The organism is Sphingomonas sp. EC-HK361 (assembly GCF_902498785.1).
In the GTDB taxonomy this organism is placed as follows: domain Bacteria; phylum Pseudomonadota; class Alphaproteobacteria; order Sphingomonadales; family Sphingomonadaceae; genus Sphingomonas.
Map to the genome: position 1 here is coordinate 1 of NZ_LR701491.1, position 22,597 is coordinate 22,597.

The 22,597-nt window shown below is 67.0% G+C and carries 12 protein-coding genes and 1 pseudogene; 2 read left to right on the forward strand and 11 right to left on the reverse strand.

What is annotated here, in order from left to right; genetic code table 11:
• Positions 1–46 precede the first annotated feature (46 nt).
• The 8 genes and pseudogenes from BOS5A_RS16040 to BOS5A_RS00245 all read right to left on the reverse strand — a co-directional run.
• A pseudogene (locus tag BOS5A_RS16040) lies at positions 47–458 on the reverse strand (IS3 family transposase); the annotation flags it as partial.
• A 122-nt stretch (positions 459–580) separates the two neighbouring features.
• Complete coding sequence (locus BOS5A_RS00215) at positions 581–3,772, reverse strand: efflux RND transporter permease subunit (RefSeq protein WP_151953222.1); 3,192 nt, start codon at positions 3,770–3,772, stop codon at positions 581–583.
• Positions 3,769–4,956: an efflux RND transporter periplasmic adaptor subunit gene (locus BOS5A_RS00220; protein ID WP_199857148.1), complete on the reverse strand. Its 1,188-nt coding sequence runs from the start codon at positions 4,954–4,956 to the stop codon at positions 3,769–3,771. The genes BOS5A_RS00215 and BOS5A_RS00220 overlap by 4 nt, the downstream gene beginning before the upstream one ends.
• A gap of 101 nt (positions 4,957–5,057) precedes the next feature.
• Entirely contained in the window at positions 5,058–6,296 is a 1,239-nt protein-coding gene (locus tag BOS5A_RS00225) for an ROK family transcriptional regulator (RefSeq protein ID WP_151953223.1), read from the reverse strand.
• Between the two features lie 134 nt (positions 6,297–6,430).
• Positions 6,431–7,912 (reverse strand): carboxylesterase/lipase family protein, encoded by a 1,482-nt coding sequence (locus BOS5A_RS00230; RefSeq protein WP_234419113.1) that lies wholly within the window; start codon positions 7,910–7,912, stop codon positions 6,431–6,433.
• Positions 7,909–8,658 carry an SGNH/GDSL hydrolase family protein gene (locus BOS5A_RS00235; RefSeq protein WP_442800487.1) on the reverse strand — a complete coding sequence of 250 codons (750 nt, stop codon included), beginning with the start codon at positions 8,656–8,658 and terminating at the stop codon, positions 7,909–7,911. The genes BOS5A_RS00230 and BOS5A_RS00235 overlap by 4 nt, the downstream gene beginning before the upstream one ends.
• Positions 8,655–9,968: a sugar porter family MFS transporter gene (locus tag BOS5A_RS00240; RefSeq protein WP_234419114.1), complete on the reverse strand. Its 1,314-nt coding sequence runs from the start codon at positions 9,966–9,968 to the stop codon at positions 8,655–8,657. Before BOS5A_RS00240 ends, BOS5A_RS00235 begins: the two co-directional genes overlap by 4 nt.
• Complete coding sequence (locus BOS5A_RS00245; RefSeq protein WP_151953225.1) at positions 9,968–13,357, reverse strand: glycosyl hydrolase 2 galactose-binding domain-containing protein; 3,390 nt, start codon at positions 13,355–13,357, stop codon at positions 9,968–9,970. Before BOS5A_RS00245 ends, BOS5A_RS00240 begins: the two co-directional genes overlap by 1 nt.
• A 159-nt stretch (positions 13,358–13,516) precedes the next feature.
• Between BOS5A_RS00245 and BOS5A_RS00250 the strand changes: the two genes are divergently transcribed.
• A complete protein-coding gene (locus BOS5A_RS00250) occupies positions 13,517–15,955 on the forward strand; it encodes a glycoside hydrolase family 3 N-terminal domain-containing protein (protein ID WP_442800488.1) in 2,439 nt (812 codons plus the stop codon).
• A 14-nt stretch (positions 15,956–15,969) separates the two neighbouring features.
• Complete coding sequence (locus BOS5A_RS00255; protein ID WP_199857149.1) at positions 15,970–17,082, forward strand: glycoside hydrolase family 26 protein; 1,113 nt, start codon at positions 15,970–15,972, stop codon at positions 17,080–17,082.
• Position 17,083: 1 nt separating this feature from the next.
• Here BOS5A_RS00255 and BOS5A_RS00260 read toward each other — a convergent pair whose 3' ends face one another.
• The 3 genes from BOS5A_RS00260 to BOS5A_RS00270 all read right to left on the reverse strand — a co-directional run bounded on the left by BOS5A_RS00260 (position 17,084) and on the right by BOS5A_RS00270 (position 22,556).
• On the reverse strand, positions 17,084–17,971 hold the full coding sequence (locus tag BOS5A_RS00260) for a glycoside hydrolase family 5 protein (protein WP_151953227.1): 888 nt from the start codon (positions 17,969–17,971) through the stop codon (positions 17,084–17,086).
• Positions 17,972–18,080: 109 nt separating this feature from the next.
• Complete coding sequence (locus tag BOS5A_RS00265; RefSeq protein WP_199857150.1) at positions 18,081–18,977, reverse strand: ROK family protein; 897 nt, start codon at positions 18,975–18,977, stop codon at positions 18,081–18,083.
• A 147-nt stretch (positions 18,978–19,124) separates the two neighbouring features.
• Complete coding sequence (locus BOS5A_RS00270; RefSeq protein WP_151953228.1) at positions 19,125–22,556, reverse strand: TonB-dependent receptor; 3,432 nt, start codon at positions 22,554–22,556, stop codon at positions 19,125–19,127.
• Positions 22,557–22,597 lie beyond the last annotated feature (41 nt).

The following is a 22,597-nucleotide window of genomic DNA, read 5'->3' on the forward strand; positions in this document are numbered from 1 at the left end:
TGCCCGGCGCGATGGAGTGCCGCTCGCCCCCGGTGTCCTGGCACTAGGCGAGGACGGCATGGCTGGTCAGCCCGGTGCCATTGTCGTCGACCACCACCATGCACGGCAGGCCGCGGCGCTCGGCGATGGCGCTCAACTCGGGAACAACCCGCCGGCCCGACAACGAGGTGTCGACGATGCAGGCCAGGCATTTCCGGCTGTAGTCGTCGATGACGCTTAGCATGCGAAACCACCGGCCGCAGGCCAATGCATCCGAGCGCTTTGGCGAGCGACCAGCGTTGGTTAAATTCCTGCGGGATCGCCATCGCCGCCCGCCTGCCCAGCGCGCGCTTTCGACCGCCGCGTTTCGCACCGTCAGCCGCTCCTCGCGATACAGCCGTCGGGTTCATGCACTTGCCCTCACGCCCGAGCGGGATCGCCGGCCGCCGGCAGCCGAACCGATTGCGCTCGTTCGCGATCCCCCATGCAACGACGGTCTCAATCCCGGTCGCTGAAGCTGGAGCTATTCCGGACGCTGCAGCTGTTAGGCTCTGCGCCCGCCGACGCGGTGCCACCACCCGCAGGACAGGGGCGCGGCGCATCAGGCCGGCGCCGTTTCGGCCTGAGCATCGCCGCTTCCGCCCCGCGCCTTCCGCTTCGCGATCCAGCGCGCCATCGCGATGTGGAAGGCGGGGGTAAGATACAGCGTCAGCGCCTGCGAGAAGATGAGCCCGCCGACCACCGCGATGCCGAGCGGGCGCCGCGCTTCCGCGCCCGCACCGATGCCGAGCGCGATCGGCAGCGTGCCGAGGATCGCCGCCAGCGTCGTCATCATGATAGGGCGGAAACGCACGTTCGCCGCCTCGGTCATCGCCGCGCGCGGATCGGCCCAGCGCTCGTCGCCCGACCGCTCGAGCTCGAGCGCATAGTCGACCATCATGATACCGTTCTTCTTGACCAGCCCGACCAGCAGGATCAGCCCGACGAAGCTGAACAGGTTGAGCTCCTGCTGAAAGATCACCAGCATCAGGATCGCGCCGAAGCCGGCGAGCGGCAGCGAGGTCAGGATGGTCAGCGGGTGCAGCGCATTCTCGTAGAGGATCGCCAGCACGCCGTAGATCAGCAGCACGGTGATGAGCAGCAGCATCGGCAGCGTCTTCATCGAGTTCTCGAACGCCTGCGCGGAGCCGGCAAAGGTGCCGGTGATGGCCGTCGCGTCGCCCTTGCCGAGCGTATTCGCCATCAACTGGCCGACCCGCGTGGTCGCGTCGCCCAGCGACAGCCCGGGGGCGAGGTTCATCGACAGCGTCACCGCGGGCAGGCTCATATAATGATTGATCGCGACCGGGCCGACATCGGTCGCGACATCGGCCACCGCGCGCAGCGGCACCATCGGTCCACCGGCCTGGGTCAGCACCGACGCGGTGCCCGAGCTGCTGTTCGAGGTCTGCGTGCCGATCGCGGTGATGCCGGGGGTCTGGCTGCCGTTGAAGGACAGCGCGTCGAGCGCGTTGAGATCGGCCTGCGCGCCCGGCTCGACCTGCAGCAGCACCTCATATTGATCGGTATCACCATAGATCGTGCTGATCTTGCGCCCGCCATAGGCGCTTTGCAGCGTATCCTGCAGTCCGGCGGCGGTGACGCCGAGCGAGGCGGCTTGCTCGCGGTGCAGGTTGACGCGGATTTCCGGGTTCTTGATCTGCAGGTCTCTCTGCGCGTCCTGGATGCCGTCGAGTGCCTTCACCTTCTGCAGGATCGCGTCGGATTGCGCGTAGAGCGCCTTCTGGTCGGTCGATTGCAGGACATATTGCAGCGATCCGCTCGACGCGGTCGGCCCCATGTCGATCGCGGGCGGGTTGCGCATGGTCAGCGTGATGCCCTCGATCCTGTCGGTCTTGGCGCGGACCTCCTGGATGACGTCGTCGGCGCTGCCCTTGCGGTCGGACAGCGGCTTCAGCCCGATCAGCAGCCGCCCGCTATTACCCAGCGTCCCGTCCGATCCGATCACCGACAGCACCGAGGCGACGTTGGGATCGGCCTGGATGATCTTCACGACTTCGTTCTGCTTCTTGACGAAGTCGGCATAGGCCATGCCTTCGGGCACGCGGGTGTCGCCGTCGATCTTTCCGGAATCGACCTTGGGAATGAAGCCCTTCTCGACGATCTGGTAAACGCCGACCGTGCCGAAAAGCGTCGCCGCGCCGATCAGGATCATCAGCCCGATATGCCCCGTCGACCATTCGAGCGACCGGGCATAGCCGCGCTCCGATGCGGCGATCACCCGGTCGAAGCGTTCGAACACCCAGCCGTTGCTCTTCTTCGTATCGAGCCAGCGGCTCGCGAGCATCGGCGTCAGGCTCAAGGAGATGACGCCTGAGAGAATCACGGTGATCGCGATGACCATCCCGAATTCGGCGAACAGCCGGCCGACCAGCCCGCCCATGAATACGATCGGCAGGAACACCGCCGACAGCGAGATGGTCATGGAGAGAACAGTGAACCCGATCTCCTTCGATGCCGCCAGCGCCGCCTCCATCCGCCCGGCGCCCTCCTCGCGGTGGCGCACGATATTCTCGATCACGACGATGGCGTCGTCGACCACGAAGCCGACCGAGAGCGTCAGCGCCAGCAGCGAGATATTATCGAGACTGTAGCCGAGCAGGTGCATCACGCCGAACGTGCCGATCAGCGAGGTCGGCAGCACCAGCGCGACGATCAGCGTCGCCATCCAGCTGCGAAGGAACAGCAGGATGACCCCGACGACGAGGACCAGCGAGCCGACAAGCGTCCACTCCACGTCCTCGACCGACGATCCGATATAATCGCCGCGGTCGTAGAGCACGTCGAGCTGGGCATCGCCGGGCAGCTGCGCGCGGATTCCGGGGAGAGCCTGCTGGATGCCCTGCGTCACCGCGAGCGTGTTGGCGCCGGGCTGGCGGTGGATGTTGATCTCGATCGCGCGCTGGCCGTTGACATAGGCCGAGGTCGTCAGGTTCTCGACGCTGTCCTCGGCATGGCCGATATCCTGAAAGCGGACCGGCGCGCCGTCCTTGTAGACGATCACCAGCTTGTTGAAGTCGGCCGCGGTCTTGAGCTGCCCGTCGGCCTTCACCGTGTAGGACCGCGCCTTGCCCATCAGCGTGCCGGCCGGCGCGTTGCTGTTCCCCGCCTGCACCGCCGACACAACCTGATCGAAGCCAAGCCGCCGCGCCGCGAGCGAATGCGGGTTCACGAACAGCCGCACCGCATATTTCTGCGACCCGTTGACGTCGATCTGCCCCGCGCCTGGCACCGAGGCGAGCCGCAGCGCCACCCGGTCCTTGGCGAACTGGTTGAGCGTGGGCAGCGCGATCGTCTTCGAGCGCAGCACAAGGTGCATGATCGGCGCGGCGCTTGGGTCTTCCTTGCTCACCTCCGCCGGATCGATCTCGCGCGGGAGCAGTCCGGCCGCCTGCGACACCGCGTTCTGCACGTCCTGCGCGGCGGAATCGACGTTGCGGTCGAGATCAAACTGCAGGACGATCCGGGTCGAGCCGGTGCTGCTCGTCGACGACATCGTGTCGAGTCCCTGCAGCCCGCTGAACTGGCGCTCGAGCGGGGTGGCGACCGCCGCCGCCATCGTCTCCGGATTTGCGCCCGGCAGCGACATGTTGACCGTGATCGTCGGGAAATCGACGCTCGGCAGCTCGCTGACCGGCAGCTTGAAGAACGACATTCCCCCGAACAGGACCAGCGCCAGAATCAGCACCGACGTCATCACGATGCGCCGGATGAAGATGGCGGAAATGTTCACCGCGCGGCAGTCTTCGACGCTGGCTGGTTCCTGGCCTTCTGGTTGACCGACTGCACCGCGCTGCCCTCGCGCAGCTCATTGGGCACGGTCAGGATCACCGTATCGCCGGCCTTGATGCCCTTCGTCACGACCGCCTGCCCATCGACCATCCGCGCCACGGTCAGTTGGCGCAGGACCGCCTTGCCTCCGACCAGCGCATAGACATACGGTCCCGCCTGCCCCTGTTGCAGCGCGGTCTCGGGCACCGCGAGCGTGCCCGGGTGTTCCGACAGGATCACGCGCACGGTCACGAACTGGCCCGGCATCAGCGTGCCGCCGCGATTGGCGAAACGCGCCCGCACGGTGAGCGTCCCACTGCTGTCATCGAAGGCGTTATCGAGGAAATGGAGACGGCCGCGGTCGAGTGGCCTTCCGCTTACCGAATCGAGCGCCAGCACCGGCAGCCCGCTGCCGCCGGCACGGCGCACCGCATCGACCTGGACATGCGGCAGCGCGAAGCTGGCCTCGATCGGCGCGGCGACGTTGAGCGTGACCAGCGGCGTCGACGAATTGGCGGTCACGACGTTGCCCGCGCGGATCTGGACAACGCCGGCACGGCCGCTGATCGGCGCGCGGACCTGGGTGTAGGCGAGCGACAGCCGTGCCTGCGCAATCTGCGCCCTGTCGGACGCGACGGTGCCGCGCAGCGAACGCTCGGTATCGACCGCGGTGACATAGGATTTCCGGTCGACGGCGCCGGTCTGCGCCAGCGGCGCGTAGCGGCTCGCGGTGTCGGCGGCGTCCGCCGCCAGCGCCTGATCGCGCGCCAGCGTCGCCTGCGCCTCACCCATTGCGGCGCGTAGCGGGCGCGGATCGATCGTGAAGAGCAATTGGCCGCGACGCACCTGCGCACCGTCTGCGATCCGTACCGATTCCAGCACGCCGTCGGTCTGCGGCCTTACCTCGACGGTCTGCGGCGAGACGATCGTGCCCGAGGCTTCGATGATGTCTGGCACCACCTTGGGCACGACGGTCATCGTCTGGACCAGCAGCGGTGCGGGCGGCGGCGTGCTCTGGCGCTTGCGCCCGAACAGATACCAGGCCATCGCCGCGACGGCCAGCAGCGCGATGACGATCACGAGCGTGCGATCGAAGGGCAAACGCCGCGTCTTCCGGGCCGATCCGTCCTGCTCTTCTGGCGCCATGGTCCCCGCTTCCCCGCCCGGCGCCGATACGCGCCGACCCTAAACCGAAACTGAACGCGATCCGGCACAGCGCGGGATCTTCGTCGATAGTCGTTGGGTACTCAGCGCCCGGCCTGAATCAATATCGAATCCGATGGGAGGAGATGATCCAGGAAGGGCAGAATCGCAGCGCCGATCGCTGGCGCATCCTGCGCCATGACCGCCGGCCTGATGACAGCGTGCGCGGGCAACGGGAGTGCGCCGAGCGCCGCGGTGAGCTCGGCCGCCAAACGTTCGATGAGCGGAAGCGGCAGGCGACCGCCGATCAGGATCGCATCGGGATCAAGCAGGCAGTTGATAGCGACCAACGGGCTGGTCAGTGCGCGTACCGAATCCTCGATCCAGCGATCGATCACGGCGGTGGTTGCAGCGTCGGTTGCGGTCAGTGCGGCAAGATCGGTATCGGGCAGACCTGCCTGTTCCAGCCGCGCGTGCAGCGCCGACAGCGACACAATGTCCTGCACGATGGCGCCCGGCATGCCTCCCGGATCGGGCATCAGGCCGATCTCGCCACTGCGCGCGCGGGCGCCGCGATGGTAGGTGCGGTCGATGACCGGCCCGCCGCCGAGCCCGGCGCTGATGAGCAGATAGAAGAAGCTGGGACTTTCGAAGGCAGCGCCATATTGCGCCTCGCCGAGCGCGGCGGCGGCGGCGTCGTTGTCGCAGTGGATTGGCCAGGGGAGCATCGCCAGCAGATCGGGCACATGCAGGTCGTTCCAGACGTCATAGCCCGCGGGCTGGTGCGCGAGCGTGATCCGTCCGAGATCGTCGGGAATGGCGATGCCAACACCCAGGATGCGATCCCGCTGGATACCGGCGGACGCGAGGCCGGGATCGAGTTCCGCAGCGACGAAGGCGGTCACGTCGGCGGGCATGGCGAACGCGATCTCGCGGCTGGTACGGAAACGGACCTCGCCTGCGAGATCGAGGACCACCAGCGTCAGGTGATCGCGGTCGATATTCAGGCCGATGCCGTACGCACCATCAGGCGCGATCTGGAGGCGCAGCGCGGGCTGGCCCCGCGCCCCCTGCTTTCGTCCGGCGGTGCGGACCAGGCCGAGATCGGTGAGGCGTGTCGTGATGTTGGCGATCGCGGGCGCTGTCAGCCCGGTCTGTTCGGCAATCTCGACCCGCGTCGTGTCGCCGGCCAGCCGGATGGCCTGGAGCACGGTGCGCTGGTTGTAATCGCCCGCGCGTTCCAGATTGGTGCCCGACAGGCTTCGGGACAACCGTCCGTCGCGCTGCTCGGCGCCGCTTGGCTGCCGGCGTGTCGTTTCCTGATCCTGGTTTTCCGGTGGCATTCATACGCCTTCGTCTGCCTTGCGCCTTCCGATAGGGGAAGCGTCGGTCCGCGTCATCCCTGGCGCGGTCCGTGGACGGTGGTTCCTTGTAAAAAATGATTGTCTTTACCGGTTCCAGTGCATCGACCGGGTCATCACGGAACGTCCCGCAGTCGGCAGATCGATGCGCGAAGCCCTTTACCGGCGACCGGACCGGCATTGCCGAAGCCGAGATACGCAGGTCTGGCGCGCGTGAAGGCGGGCCACGCCGGCAGCCCCGTTCCATTGGGATCGCCGGTCTTCACGAAGCGAACCCAATAGTCCTGAAGCGGCGGCTCGCCCGTCCTCGACCGGTCGAAGACGTAGCGGACCTCGCTCGCGTGCGAGACCGCGCTGCCGGAGGGCGGCGTATAGTCGAACTGATACTGCCATATCGGTGCCCCGCGAGCCGATAGCGCCACCGACGTGGCGATCGTCGGGCAGCGAAAGGTAAGGTCATCGGCAAGCTGGAGCGTGACATCGCCCAGCCGCGGGTCGTCGACCGGCGTGCCGCCCGGCTGAAGGCCGTAAAAGGCAAGTGCTGCGTCGGCATTATTGCCGAATTCGCGGCGTATGGTCGCGACGGCGGCCGGACGCCCGCCATGCAGCGTCAGCTCGCGCGCGTTCATGCCGATCAGCAATGGTACGGCGTTCACCCGGCCGCTTTCCAGCAACCGCGCGGGGGTGTCGCGCAGCACGCGCCCATCCACCACCGCCTGCAGCCAGATGAAGCTGTCATCGTCGAGGTCGGGTACGTCGACCGCTTCCTGCGCGGCGATGATGCGCCCGACCGGCAGCTGGCGCAGCGCCGCTGTGCCACTCGCTGCCGCCAGTCCTGCCTTTGCTGTGATCAGCATGCCCAGCCGCTCGTTCTGCGCGAGGCTGCGCGGCGGAACGCCGAAGCCGGCGGTACCGCTTTCCTGGATCGCCTGCGCGAACAGCCCGCGCGACGCGGGCGCGAGCTGGTGGAGCGCGACGTCCTGCGCGCCGGCAGACTCACCCGCGATCGTCACCCGCGCCGGATCGCCGCCGAACGCGGCGATGTTGCGCTGGACCCAGCTCAGTGCGAGTTGCTGGTCCATCAGCGCATAATTGCCCGAATGCCCGCCCTGCTCGCGCGACAGCGCCGGGTGGGACAGGAACCCGAGGGCGCCGAGCCTATACTGGATGCTGACGACGACGATGCCGCGATCGGTGATCCGCGATTCCACGGTGCCGCTGCCGGCGCCGGCGCGATTGCCGCCGCCGTGGATCCACACCATCACCGGCAGCTTCGCGCCAGTCCGCAGCATCGGGGTGCGGACGTCGAGGAACAGGCAGTCTTCCGCACCTGCGCCCGACGCGGCGCGGTTCCAGTCACCATAGACGGGCTGGGGGCAGGCAGCGTGCTCCGTGATCGCATCGACCGGCTGGCGCCACGGCACCGGCCGCTCCGGCGCACGCCAGCGCAGCGGACCGACCGGCGGCTTGGCAAAGCGGATGCCGCGAAACACGCCGCCGCCGCCGGGGATCGCCTGACCGCGCACCGGGCCGTCGTCGGTCGCGACGACCGGGCCCGCGGCACTCAGGGCGCCGGCGAGCAGAGTGGCGGCGATCACCTGCCGAGCCCGGGGGCAGGCTTGGACAGCGCGGTGCGGATCGCCCTTTCGGCCACCGGCGCCATCGCCGCATAGCCCGCTTCGTTGGGATGGACGCCGTCATAGGTCAGCGTGGCGCGCAAGGCATCGCCATCGTGCAGCGCGGTCCAGTAATCGGCATAGGTCGCACCGATCCGTGCGGCATAGGCTTTCAGCCAAAGGTTCATCGCCGCGATCTTGCTCGCGGTCTCCAGACCGGGCCGCCACGGGAAGTGATCCGCCGGCGGGATCGAGGCGAGGATGACGCGGATGCCGTTGGCGCGGGCGATGTCCGCCATCGCCATGATATTGTCCTTCGTCTGCTCGGCGGTCATCGGGCCGGTATTGCCCGCAATGTCGTTGGTGCCGCCCATGATCTGGACGACGGCAGGGCGCAGATTCACCACGTCGGCGCGGAAACGCACCAGCATTTGCGGGGTTGTCTGCCCGCCGATTCCGCGATCGATGCGGGTGTTCGAAAAGAAGGCGGGAACCTTGTCGTACCACCCTTGCGTGATCGAATCGCCGATGAAGACGGTGCGCGGCGCGGTCGCGGAGGGCAGCGCGGCGTTGGCCGCCGCATACCGGCCGAGCCACGCCCAGTCCTGATGCAGGCGAATCTCCGCTGCATCGGTGGGCTGCTGTTGGTCCGTTCTGGTCTGTGCGTTCACCCCGATCGATGCGGCAAGCAGCATTGCACCCATCGGCACCGCAATCATCTTCATCATGCTTCCATTTTCCTGTGCATCATATCCAGCGATACGCCCTTGGTTTCGGGAAAGAGCAGCAAGACCACGACAAGCTGCACGGCCATGCACGCCGCGAAGATTGCGAACGGCGCGCCGGCCGACCATGCAATCAGCGTCGGGAAGATCGCGGCGATCACCGCATTCATCAGCCAGTGCGTGCTCGCGCCCAGGCTGCTGCCGCGCGCGCGCACCGCCGCGGGGAAAATCTCGCTGAGATAGACCCAGATCACCGCGCCCTGGCTCGTCGCGAAAAAGGCGATGAAGCCGATCAGCGCAGGCAGGAGCAACGCCTCGCCCAGCGCGCCGTACATCACCGCCGCCGCGGCCGAGAGGCACAGCGCCATCCCACCCGCGCCGACCGCCAGCAGCGTCCGGCGCCCGACGCGGTCGATCAGCGCCATGCCGAGGATCGTGAAGGCCAGGTTCGCGCCGCCGATCAGGATCGCCTGCCGGTCCGGCGACAGGCTGCCCGCCTTCGCGAAAATGTCGTTGAGATAATAGAGCACCGCGTTGATCCCGGCGAGCTGGTTGAACATCGCCAGCAGCACCGCCAGAACTATGGGCCTGCGATGGCGGCGCCAGGACAGCTGATCGCCGTCCTCGGTCGCGAGCGCGGCCTGCTGTGCGGCGGCGATCTCCTGCTCGGCGGCCGCCGAATCCAGCCCGATCCGGGCGAGGGCGCGGCGCACATCCGCCTCGCGTCCGATCGCCAGCAGCCAGCGCGGGCTGTCCGGGATGCGCGCGAGGAGGAACAGGAAGACGAGCGCTGGGGCCGCGGTGACGCCCAGTTTCCAGCGCCAGGCGCCGCCGTCGACCAGCGCCCCGACGACGGCGTTGCTGAGATAGGCGACAAGAATTCCGGTCACGATCGCCAGCTGGAACAGCCCGACCAGGAACCCGCGGTGCCGCGGCGGCGCGATTTCGGCGATGTAAACAGGGGCCAGCACAGACGATCCCCCGATCGCCAGCCCGCAGGCGAAGCGGAAGGCGAGGAACGCGGACCATTGCGTAACGAGCGCGGTGCCAAGCCCCGCGACGAGATACAGCACGCCGAGCACCGCGAGCACCCGACGGCTGCCAAACCGGTCCCCGGGCTTGCCGGTGACGAGCGCACCGACCAGCGTGCCCCAAAGCGCCGCCGACACGGTGATGCCCAGCGTCTGCGGGGTCAGGGTATAGACGCGCGTCAGATCACCGGTAACACCGGCGATGACGGCGGTGTCAAAGCCGAACAGCAGGCCGGCCAGCGCCGCCGTGCCGATGCTGGCGGCAAGGACGCCGTGGCGCATCACCGCACCGCCTCGCTCGCCGCCGCCACGTTCCAGCCGCGCAGCGTGACGCGCGCATCCTTTGCCTTGTCGGTGGGATAGGTGATCCGCACCGTCCGCGTCTCGCCGGGCAGCAGCGAGACGTAGTTGTCGCTGAAATAGGCGGGCAGGACCTGGCTTCCGTCGGCATTCATGACGGTCAGTTTGGTCTCGATCGCGGGCGTGTCGCTCGGATTGGTGAGCGTCACATCGAGCGCGGTCATGCCAGCTTCCTGTGGCATACCGCCGGCTGCGACGGTCGTCGTCAGCGTCACGGGTTTCAGACCGTTGAGCGCGCGGAATTGCGCGTCCGCCGCCGCCTGCCAGTAGAAGTTGGTCGAGAGCAGCTTGCCATCCGCATCGGTCGCGCGGAGTTGGATCAGCGCAACGCCTGCCGCGAGGGCGGGCGCGAGATCCAACGTGAAGGCGTCGCTGACCGTCTCCCCCGGCGCGGCGATCATGGTCTTGCGATCGGCAAAGCTGCGGCCGTCGAGCCCGACGACCTTCGCCGTCACCGTCACGCCCTTCAGGCCGCCGACGCGGTTGTTGACCAGCACGACCTTGTGATCGGGCAGGTTCATCTGGACGTGGACCGGCTCCGACGCCTTCTTGACGCCGTAGAACGAGGCTTGCGTGTCATAGTCGGACGAGAAGATCTGCCAGGCGGAGGACGGCCATGCAGGCTGCGTCATCCACAGCATCCGCCCGCTATTCTCCGTCCACAGCCCGGCGTTCATCCCTTCGAAGATGGCGCGGTAGGATTCATACTGCATCATTTGCGCCTTGCGCTCGAAGTCCTCCAGACTGGTGCCGGCACCGAAGCGCGTCGCGAGCGCGTCCATATAGGTCTTCACCGCGCCGTTCCCGGTCTGGTGCCAGTCGTGATAGGCCCAGGCGTCGCTGATCGGCCATTGGTCCGCGGCAGGGATCGCGCGCTTCCATGCCTCCAGCGTCGGCAGCGACGGCGTCCCGCTCTCGACCGAAAAGCCCTTGGCGTGCTCGGTGAAATACTCGACCGGCGGGCGCCAGTTGTAGGGGCCGCTGTTCTGCAGATTCACGCGGTTTGACGAGCCCATATAGAGCCGCGTGCCATCCTCCTTCGCGATCAGGTCCTCCAGCCCCTCGTTCAGGATCGGCTGAGGCACGCCCTCGTTTCGGCCGAACCAGACGACGATCGAGGGGTGGTTGCGGTAGCGCTTCACCACATCGGCGGCGTTCGCAAGGAACAGCGCCGGGTCCTGCGCCTCCAGATTATAATCCTGCGTCGATTCCCAGAAATCGTTGAGAATCATCAGGCCATATTCGTCGGCCAGATCATAAAAGCTCTCCTCGGTATTCTGCCCCACCCAGTTGCGGATGATGTTGAGGTGAGCGTCCTTGTGGAGGCGAAAGAAGGGCTCGAGGCGCGTGCGGTCGACGCGCTTCATGAAGTCGTCCATGCCGATATTGCCGCCGCGCGCCGCGATCTTCACGCCGTTGACGCGGATGACGAGATAGGGGGTCAGGCCGTCCTGCCCCTTCACGGGCGTGACCGCGGGCGAGGTTTCGGCGCCCGGCACGAGGCTCGCCGCCCAGCCGCCGCGAACCTTGCGGATGCCGGTGTGCGATCCGTCGACGATCCGCTCGCCGCGCGCCCGCGCCCTGGACAGATTGATGCCGACGCGTTCGAGGTCGCCCTTCTGGTTCATCAGCGACAGGTCATAGGTCACCTGCCGCATCCCGAAGCGCAGCTTGCGCGTGTCGCTGGCGGTGCCGTTGACGGTGGTGGTCAAAGTCAGGTCGTGCAGCGCCTGATCGCCATAGCCGTTGGGCCACCAGAGCTTGGGATCACGCACCGAAAGCTGCGGAAAGTCGGACGGTTTCATCACGACATCGACCGTCTGGCCCGGCGCGACGGCGACCTGTTTTTCCACCGCCACATCGTCGAACGCGGCGCGGACGGTGGCGGTGACGGCTTGCGCGGAGGCGTTCGTGACGGGGGCCGTGATCTCGATATCGGCGACGCTGTTGTCGGCCTTGGGCAGGGTCGTGACCACATGCGGATCGCCGATCGTGGCCGCGCCGGTCGCGGCGAGCGATACGCCCTGCCACAGCCCGGTATTGCGGTCGCGGATCGACGGAATCCAGTCCCAGCCCTCGGTCGCGCCGAAGGTCGGGCCGTCGAGCATCATCATCCCGCCATTCTCGCCGACGCCGGCGGTCAGCGATTCCTCGTGCGCGATGCCCGGATGGGGCGGCGGCGAGACCCTCACCGCGATCGCGTTGCGGCCGGGCAGCAGCTTGCCCGTCACGTCGAACTTGCCGCGAATGAAAGCGCCCTTCATCGCGCCGATCCGCGCGCCGTTCAACCACACTTCGGCCGCGTAGTTGACCCCGTTGAACGTCAGCACCTGCCGCTTGCCCGCCGCGGCGGCCGGCGCCTCGAACTCGGTGCGATACCAGTAATCCTGCCGCGCCAGGCTTTCGGGGATTACGGTGTTGTTCAGGCCATAGGCGGGATCGGGATAGACGCCGCGATCGACCAGCGTCGTCAGCACCGTGCCCGGCACCGTCGCCGCGTACCAGCGCCGCGCATCGAAGCCGGCGCGGCTGATTGCGGCGGCCTGTGCCGTGATCTTCGGCGCCTCGGCGAGCCGCCAGCCCGCAATGTCCCACCGCATCGGCCCGGTCGCGACGATCGCCGGGCCGGTCGGCTCGGGCTTGGCGACCGCGGCCGGGATCGGTGCCTTGGAGCGCGGCAGCGTCCAGGCGTCCTGCGGCACCGTCTGGCCGGCCATCTGGCGCACCTGCACCGGCCAGTCGGGGCTGGTCGTCTGGTAGACCGTGCCGGTGAAATCGGGCCTGTGCTGCGCTTCTGCGCGCAGCATCGCCGGATCGGAGGCAGTCGGCGAAAAGCGGAATCCCGCGACGCGCCCGGCAAAGCCCGGCGTCGGCGCGAAGACCGCAACCGGCGCCACCGGTGCGTTCGCAATCCGCCCCGAGCCGGCGGCCACGCCGTCGACGTAGAGCCGCGCGACGCCGCCCGAAACGCTCGCCGCGACATGATGCCAGCCCTTGCCCAGCGTGCGCGTGCCGCGGACCGTGGCCGCCTCGGTTACCAGCGTCGGACGCCCATCGACGATGGCCAGATAGCGGTGCGCTTCTTCCGGGTCGCCGAGTCCGCCGACGATGCCATCCCCCGCCGACCGCTCGATCCAGCCGGCCAGCGTCCAGTCGCGCGCGCCGATCGCGGGCGCATCGTCGGCGCCGACCCGCTTTGTGTAGCTGTCGCCGCCCGCAGGAATCGCGACGTTGAACGGACCGATCGTCTGCGCCGCAAGCGGCGCCGCCAGGACCAGCGCCAGTGCCGAAATCGCGTTCATCGCCCGCATCAAGAATCCTCCCGTTCGCCACGCCGTATTCGGCCTCGACAGACGTGCTTTCAGCACAGCTGCCAGAAAAAGCCAAATTGAAATATGAAATCTTGACAGGGGTGCGGTTGCAAGCTTTGCTGGCCATGCCGCGATCAGAACGGCGTCAGGGAGAGAAATGTGACACGACGCCTCCGGCTCGCGACCGCGACGCTGATCCTGTCGGCGGCCGCCGCGCCGCTTCTCGCGCAGACCGCGCTTTCTCCCGTCGCCCATCCGGAGCAGTGGCCGAAGCCGGCGATGCAGCGGCACCGCGACCCGAAGGTCGAGGCCCGCGTGGCCGCAATGCTCGCGCGGATGTCGATCGAGGACAAGGTCGGGCAATTGCTGCAGGTCGACATCGCCAGCATCGCGCCCAAAGACCTCGAGACCTACAAGCTCGGCTCTATCCTGAACGGCGGCAATTCCGCCCCGAACAACGACGAGCGCGCAGCCCCGGCCGAATGGCTGAAGCTGTTCGACGCCTTCTACGAAGCTTCGGTCAAGCGGAGCGACGGCCGCCCGGCGGTGCCGGTGATCTGGGGCACCGATGCGGTGCACGGCGCCAACAACATTGTCGGCGCGACGCTGTTTCCGCACAATATCGGGTTGGGCGCGATGCGCGACCCCGCGCTCATCCGGAAGATTGGCGCGGCGACCGCGCTCGAGACCGCCGCGACCGGCATCGACTGGAGCTTCGCGCCGACGCTGGCGGTCGTCCAGGACGATCGCTGGGGGCGCACCTATGAGAGCTATTCGGAAGACCCCGCGATCGTCGCCAGCTACGCCGCGCCGATGGTCGAGGGGGTGCAGGGTACCGTCGGCAAGGATTTCCTCGCGCCGGGCCACGTCATTTCCTCGGTCAAGCATTTCGTCGGCGATGGCGGGACGGGCGGGCGCGATCAGGGCGACACGCGCGTCCCCGAAGCGGTGCTGCGCGACGTCCATGCGGCGGGGTATCCGCCCGCGATCGGCGCGGGCGCGCTGACCGTCATGGCCAGCTTTTCCAGCTGGAACGGCGAGAAGATGACCGGCAACGCGTCGATGCTGACCGGGGTGCTGAAGGATCGCTGGGGCTTTGACGGGTTCGTCGTCGGCGACTGGAACGCGCACGGCCAGGTGCCCGGCTGCACCAACGAGGATTGCGCCGCCGCGATCAACGCCGGGCTCGACATGTTCATGTATTCCGGCCCCGGCTGGAAGCAGCTCTACGCGAATACGCTGCGCGAGGCGAAGGCGGGGGTCATCCCGCGTGCGCGGCTGGACGATGCGGTGCGGCGCATCCTGCGGGTGAAGGTGCTGGCCGGGACGTTCGAGGCGGGGCGGCCGTCGTCGCGGCGCTATGCCGGCAAGTTCGATCTGATCGGCGCGCCCGCACACCGTGCGATCGCGCGCCAGGCGGTGCGCGAATCGCTGGTGCTGCTGAAGAACAATGGCGGCGTGCTGCCGCTCAAACCGTCCGCCAATCTGCTGGTCGCGGGCCGCGGCGCGGACGATATCGGCATGCAGTCGGGCGGCTGGTCGATCACGTGGCAGGGCACCGACGTGACCAACGCCGACTTTCCGAACGGCCAGTCGATCTTCGCCGGCATCCGGGACGCGGTGGCGAAGGCGGGCGGGAGCGCCACGCTCAGCGTCGATGGCCGCTATGCGCGCAAGCCCGACGCGGCGATCGTGGTGTTCGGTGAGACGCCCTACGCCGAATTCAGCGGCGACCGGCCGACGCTGGAATACAGCCCGGGCGACAAATCCGATCTTGCGCTGCTCAAGCGCTTGAAGGCAGCCGGCATTCCGGTCGTCGCGCTGTTTCTGTCCGGGCGTCCGCTGTGGGTGAACGCCGAACTCAACGCGGCGGATGCGTTCGTCGCTGCCTTTCTGCCGGGGACCGAAGGCGGCGGGGTGGCCGACGTCCTGATCGCGAAACCCGATGGGCGACCCGCGCAGGATTTTCGTGGGCGCCTGAGCTTTTCGTGGCCCAAGCGGCTCGATCAATATGTCCTCAATCGCCGCGATCCGAATTACGATCCGCTGTTCCCGATCGGCTACGGCCTCAGCTACGCCAGCCCTGCGACCGTGCCCATGTTGTCGGAGGTGCGTCCCAAGGTCGCCGCCGTCGATCCGGGCGCGATCTTCGTGGCGGGGCGTCTGGCGCCGGGAGCCCGCATCACGACCTCGGGATCGGTGGCGGCCACCCGCACCGATCGCGCCGCGCAGGAGGACTCGGTCCGGCTGACCTGGACCGGTGCGGGCGAGGCGGGGTTCGCCCTGCGCGATCCGCTCGATCTGTCGCGCGAGGCCAACGGGATGCTCAGCCTGATCGTGGATTACCGGACGAGCGACGCGAGCGGTCCGGTCGCGATCGGCATGGCCGCCGGCAGTCGCAGCGGCACCGTCACCCTGCCCGCCGGCAAGCCCGGCGAATGGACGAGCGTCGCGGTCCCGCTGCGCTGTTTCGCCGCGCGCGGCGTCGACATGGCGAAGATCGACCGGCCCGCCACCTTCGCCAGCCAGGCGCGCACCCGGATCGACGTGTCACGCGTCCGCATCGCGAGCAGCACGACGCCCATCGCATGTCCGTAATAAGGCGCAGGAGGATGCGCTGGCTGCTCCTGTCGATGCTGCTCGTCGCGACATCCGCGGTTGCCCAGCCGATCGACGGGCATGCGACGCGCGAGACGCGCAATCTGTTCGCGAACATGCAGCGCCTCGCGCAGCGCGGGGTGATGTTCGGCCACCAGAATACGCTCACCTATGGCCATGACTGGGCGGGCGACGCCGATCGTTCCGACGTGAAGGACGTCACCGGCGTCTATCCGGCGGTCTATGGCTGGGACGTCATGGATATCTTTGCCGACAAGACCGATCGGCTCGATCCGGCAAAGGCGGCGCGGCTGCGCGCGTTCGTGGCGGCGGCGCACGCGCGCGGCGGGGTGAACACCTTCAGCTGGCACATGCCCAATCCCGTGACGGGCACCGATGCCTGGGACGTGAGCCCGGCGGTCGCGGCGATCCTGCCGGGCGGGCGGCTGCACGATGCCTATCGCCGCCGGCTCGATATCGCCGCGACCTTTCTGGCCAGCCTGAAAGACGCGCAGGGGCGCCCGATCCCGGTCTGGTTCCGGCCATTTCATGAGCAGACCGGCGCATGGTTCTGGTGGGGCCGGGGGAACGCGAGCGCCGCCGATTTCGTCGCGTTATGGCGCTTCACCGTCGGCTATCTGCGCGACACACGGCGCGTGCACAACCTGCTCTACGCCTATTCCACCGACATATTCGACGGCGCTGCGGATTATTTCGCCTTTTATCCGGGCGACCGGTGGGTCGATATGCTCGGGTTCGATGACTATCACAGCATCGAAATCACCCGCACGCGCGACGTGTTCGCGCGCCGGCTAGCCGAGGTCACACGCTGGGCCGGCGAACGCGGCAAGATCGCGGCGCTGACCGAGACGGGGCTGGAAAAGCTCCCCGATCCGCAGTGGTGGACGCAGGTGCTGTTGCCGGGCTTGCAGGCACCCTCGTCGCGCGGCGTCAGCTATGTGCTCGTCTGGCGCAATGCCAACGCGGCGCGCGAGAAGCGCGAGCATTTCTTTGCACCGTACCGCGGTCAGGCGAGCGCTGCGGACTTCGTGCAGTTCGAGAAATCGCCGATGACGCTGTTCGAGCCCGATCTGCCCAATCTCTACGCCAATCCAGCGGCGCGCTAGACTAACGCGGTTTGCCGAGCCCGATCGCGCGGAGGATCGGATCGATCCAGCGATCGCCGCGGCGCAGCGCGAAGCCGTTGGTATAGCCCCAGGCGCAGCCATCGATACCGATGCGCGCAAAGGCGTCATGCACCGCGCCGTAATAGCGGGCGCGCTGGTCGATCGCGATGGGATCGTGCGCGCCATATTCGCCCATGAAGATCGGGCGCCCGGTCCGCGTCGCATAGGCGCGGACCTTGGCGACGTCGCCGGCCAGCGCCGCGGCATCGCCCGGCATCGGATAGGTCCGTCCGACCGGTGGAGACGGGTTGACCCAGCTTGCGCCCTGATGGGTGAAGGCGAAGGGTTCGTAATAGTGGAAGGTCACGACGAGATTCCTGTCGTCCGGAAGCGGCAGCGTCGCTAGCGAGTCGACGTTGCTCCAGTTCTGCCCCCCGATCACCACCTTGCGCGTCGGGTTCGTGCGGCGCACCGCGGCAAGCGCCGGACCCAGGGTTACGAGCAGGTTCGCGTTGGTCAGCTTGTCGTGCGGCTCGTTCAGCAGCTCGAACCACAGCGCGTCGTCGCGGTTCGCGAAATGCGCTGCGATCTGTCGCCACAGACCGGCGAAGCGCTGTGTGTTGGCGGCCGGCTCCGTCATCAATGCATCGTAATTGTGCAGGTTCAGGATCACACCCAGACCCGCCGCCCGCGCCTTGCCGACGACATGATCGACCCGGGCCATGAACGCCGGATCAATCGCATAGGGCGGCTGCACGGCGGCATGGGCGGACCATTGGACCGGAATTCGGACGGTGCGGAATCCGGCGTCGGCGATGATGCGGAAATCGGCGTCGGCGATGGGCCGCCCCCATGCGCCTTCGCGGGGAGCCTCAAGGTGGTTCGCCATATTCACGCAAGCGCCGATGGCGCGCGCTGCGTTCGCGGGCGGATTCGTGGCCGAAAGGAGAAGCGATGCGCAACCCAGCAATCCGAACCTCATCACAGCGTCGCGCATGTCAGTGTCCCGGTTCGACAGCGAGCGCCGCGCGGGCCAGCGCGATCGAGCCGAGCGGTCCGGCCTGCGCTCCGAGGGACGGCGGAACGATGTAGGGGCCGTTGGCGGGCAGCGACAGATAGCCGTTCAGGCTCGCGCGCAGCATAGGCTCGATGCGCGGCAGCAGATGGTCCTGCTTCATGAACACCCCGCCACCCACCGCGATACGCTGCGGCCCGGTCGTGCAGATCAGGCTGTGACACAGCTTCGCGACGGCATCGGCCACGCGCGTCCAGACCGGATGATCGGCAGCGATGTCGGAAACCGGTGTTTCTCCGAGAACCGCCTCGATCGCCGGACCCGATGCGAGGCCCTCCACACAGTCACGATGGAAGCGGCAGGCGCTCGGTCCATCGTCGCCATCGAGCCGCGGCACCAGGATGTGGCCTAGCTCGCTATGGCCCACACCGCGGGTGGGTTGGCCCCGGACAATCAGCCCAACGCCGACCCCGGTGCCCACGGTCACATAGGCAAAGTCGGACAGGCCTTTTCCTGCACCCCAGGCCATCTCGGCGAGCGCCGCGCCATTGACGTCGGTATCGAACGCCATCGGCACGGGGTGGCGCGACGACAGTCGCCGCGCGACATCGGTCATGGTCCACCCGCCCTTGTTGGTCGCAAGGACGTAGCCGTAGTTGGCGGAGTCGGGATCCAGATCGACCGGTCCGAAGCTGCCGATACCGATCGCCGCGAACGGGTGGTCATGCGCCCATCGATCGAGAATCCCGTCGATCGCACCGAGCGTGGGCTCGGGCTGTTGGGTAGGAATGGTGCGTTGTTCGACGATCGCCCCCGGGCCGTGCGCGAGCGTACAGACGCATTTCGTTCCGCCAAGCTCGATACCGGCAAACACCGGCATCCCCCGCCCCCCTGTTTCGGGGAGCGGCATCGGATCTCGTATTGGCTTCATGTCTGGCATTCCCGAAACTGCGGCAGAACCGGCATCGGCATCGTCGCAGCCCTTGCGGCGGCGAATGCTCGTGCAATCGCCGCCATCGGGTGCCGCTCAGAAGCTCATCCGCGCACTGATGGTGTAGGTGCGATCCGCCTTCGAATATTGGCGTGGTGATTCAAGTCCTTCGCCGTTGAGGCGGAAGACCGTTTTGGTCGTCGCATCGAGCAGATTCTGCACCTCGATCCCGATCTTGAAGCTCTGATTGACGGCGTAGAAGGCTGAACCGTCCAGCTGGCCGTAAGACGCTGCATAGACCGGCAGGAACGGGAAGCAGCAATCGCGGTTGGTCAGCAAATATTTCGACCGCCAGCTATAGGCCGCCCGCAGATACAGCCCGTTGCGGTCATAGAAAAGCGACGCGTTGAAATTGTGTTTGGAAAGACCCGGAAGCTCGAGATTGTCGTAGAGGCCCTGCACGTCGAGCGGTGGCTGATAGCCATCGCCCTCCAGCGGCGTGGGGTCGGCAGACGCACGATAGTCGGGCGGGGCGATCTGGACCTTGCCCGCGTCGATATAGGTATAGGTCGCCTGCACGCCCAAACCGGCAAGCGCACCGGGCAGGAAATCATAGGTCTGCTGATAGCCGAACTCGAGGCCCTTGATCTTGGTCGTGCCCGGCGCGTTGGCGGGGCCGCTCAACTGGAGCGTGTAGGTGGAGCCGTTGTTCGATACGTCGCGGCTAAACCCGCTGTTCGCGAGGATCACGTTCTTGAGCGATTTGTAGAACGCCGCGGCGGTGAACGAGCCCACTTTTGCGAAATACCATTCGGCGGTCAGGTCGAACTGGTCCGCGGTGATCGGTCGCAGGAACGGGTTGGACGATCGCGCCTCGAACGCCCCAGTCGAGCCATTGAAGCCGATCGACAGGAAGTTGCGCAGATCGCCGAAATTCGGCCGCGATATGGCGCGTGACGCGGCGAAGCGGAACAGCAGCTTGTTGGTCGCATCGAAACGCAGGTTGAGCGCCGGCAGGAAATTGTCGAATTCCTGCCTGGCGGTTTGCGGCAATTGCGATCCGTCGGCGAAGGCCAGCACGGCATTGCGCTGCGCGTCGGTCACGCCGGGGCGGCATAGCGCGGGCAGCTGCGTTTGCGGCGGCGCGTTGCTGACGGGGCCGGGCGGGGGCGGCTGATTGGCCTGCGATTGCTGATCCGCACAGTAGCTCGCGAAATCCGGGAAGGTCGAGATGACCTGGGTGCGCGAAGGGAAGGTGATCGCCCCCACCGAATCGTCGCGGGTATGGACGTAGCGCGCGCCGATATTGCCCGACAGGCGCCGGCCGCCGCCGAAATCGGTCGCGAAGTCCAGCCGGGCATAGCCGGCATAGGTCTTTTCCGAATTCTCGTAGATTTCGCCGGGCCGGAAATACCCGTCGATCAGGTCCGTGCCGCGATCCTCGATCGGGGTGTAGCTGAACTGCCCCGACGGATCCTTCGCGCGGTTGACGAGCAAGTCCATGAGGGCATCGTGGTTGCGCAGGATGCTCTCGTTGATGAACGGCGATGCCGGCGGCGCAGTCGTGCCGCCACGAAAGAAATTGCCGTAGCTGTAGAGGCCGACGTCGTTCGGCGTCACCTCGTTGACGAAGCGCGGGCCCTGATCGGTCCATGTCGCGGACAGGCTGCCCCAATTGTTGTAGTCGTTGGTGCGCACCGTCTGCTTGCGGTCCGCATAGCGGCCGCCGACGCGAATCTTGCGGAAGAAGCCGTCGTCCGACAGATCATAGTCGGCATCCACGCGGAACGCCCATTCGTCGCCGTCGCTGATGTTCCGGTTGTTGTAGGCGTCGTTGTAGAAGATCGTGCTGTCGACGCCCGAGAAATAGCGCGCGGTGTCGAAGCCCGGCGTCGCAAACGAGATTTGCGGCACCTTGCCGGTCAGGTCGATGGTCGGATTGGCATAGGTCTGCAAGTCGACGATGTCGTCGATCTGATCGGCCTCCGACTTCACATACTGCCCGTCGAACGTCAGGTGCAGCCGCTCGGTCGGCGTCCATTTCAGGTTGAGCGAAAAGTCCTGCGCCAGCGAGCGTGTCGCATTGTAGCGGTTGGTGAAGCGCACCCCGGTGCCGGTGCGCACCAGCTGCGGATAGGGGCAGTAGGTATTCGTGTACGGAAACCCCTGGTTCGGGATCACGCACGGCGTCGTGACATTATGCTGCTGGGTCGTGTTCGTCTCCTCCAGCGTGCCGCTGGTGAAGATGCCGTTCTTGTCGAACGTGAACTGGTTGGCAGGATTGTAGGCGAAGCCGCCCGGCGTGGTCATGCCGTTCGGGCTGAACTGGTTCGGCGCGAGCGTGCCGGCCGGAAAGGTATTCCCGATATCATTGTAATAGACCGATGGCTCGGTCGTGCGCTCGACCCAGTTCTCCTTGCTCAGCGCGCGCAGATACTGGCCGGTGATGAGCAGCGATCGGTCGGCATTCTCATATTGCAGCGCGCCGGAGAAGCTGGTCCGCAGCCGGTCGAATTCCTGCGAGCCGAAGCCGCCGCCCAGCGGCGTGTACACCGTGTCGAACCCCGCCGGCACGTTGAACGCGTCGCAGGCGCGCACGGCATAGGGCGTGCCCTGGTTGAGGATGCGGCCTTCGTTCGGATTGTTGCCGTCGCACAGCTGCCCGTCATATTGCGAGCCCTGATAGTTGCCGTTGACCGCATAGCCGTCGACCCCGTCGTTCGGGGCGTTGAAGCGCGGCAGGAAGGACGACAGGAACACCCGGTCGGAGCGATTATACTGGCGGTTGTAGCTGCCCGACGCGAGCACGCCGATCCGCCCGCCGCCCGGCAGGTCGAAGGTCTTGCTGGCCAGGCCGGCGAACCCCGGCGCCGACTTCTTCACGAAATCGCCGTAATTTACCGAAGTCGAGAGGTAATAGATGTCTTTCGTGCTGTCGAAGGGCTTGCGCGTGTTGATGCTGACCGTGCCGGAGATGCCGCCTTCGATCAGGTCGGATGTCAGGCCCTTGAAGACCTCGATGGAGCCGACGAGTTCGGTCGGCACGTCGCTGAAGCCGATCTCGCGCCCACCGCTGGCGGCAAAGGCGTCGCGGCCGTTGAACTCGCCGCGAACATAGCCAAGCCCGCGGATGACGACGCCGGACCCCTCGACCGAGAAATGCTGTGAGTCGTCAGGGGCGGCGAAGCGGGTGATCGCGACTCCGGGGATGCGCTGAAGCGCTTCGTTCACCGACCGGTCGGGCAGCGCGGAAATGTCCTCCGCGCTGATCGCGTCAACCACGGTATCCGCGTTGCGCTTGATCTCCTGCGCGTTCTGCAGGCTGGCGCGGATGCCGCGCACGATGATGTCGTCGCCCTCATACGCGGGCGCGTCATCCTGCGACGGCGTGGCCGCGGTCTGTGCCTCGGGTTCGGGGGTGTCCTGCGCAAATGCCGCTGGCGTCGCGCCTGCGAGCGCGATCGCGGATACGCCGCCGAAAAACCTGGAAAGCTGATTGCGCGATGATCGCGAACGCGAAAAATCCATGATTGCCCCTCCATTGTCTGGCGCGCGGTCTTTTGCCGGCT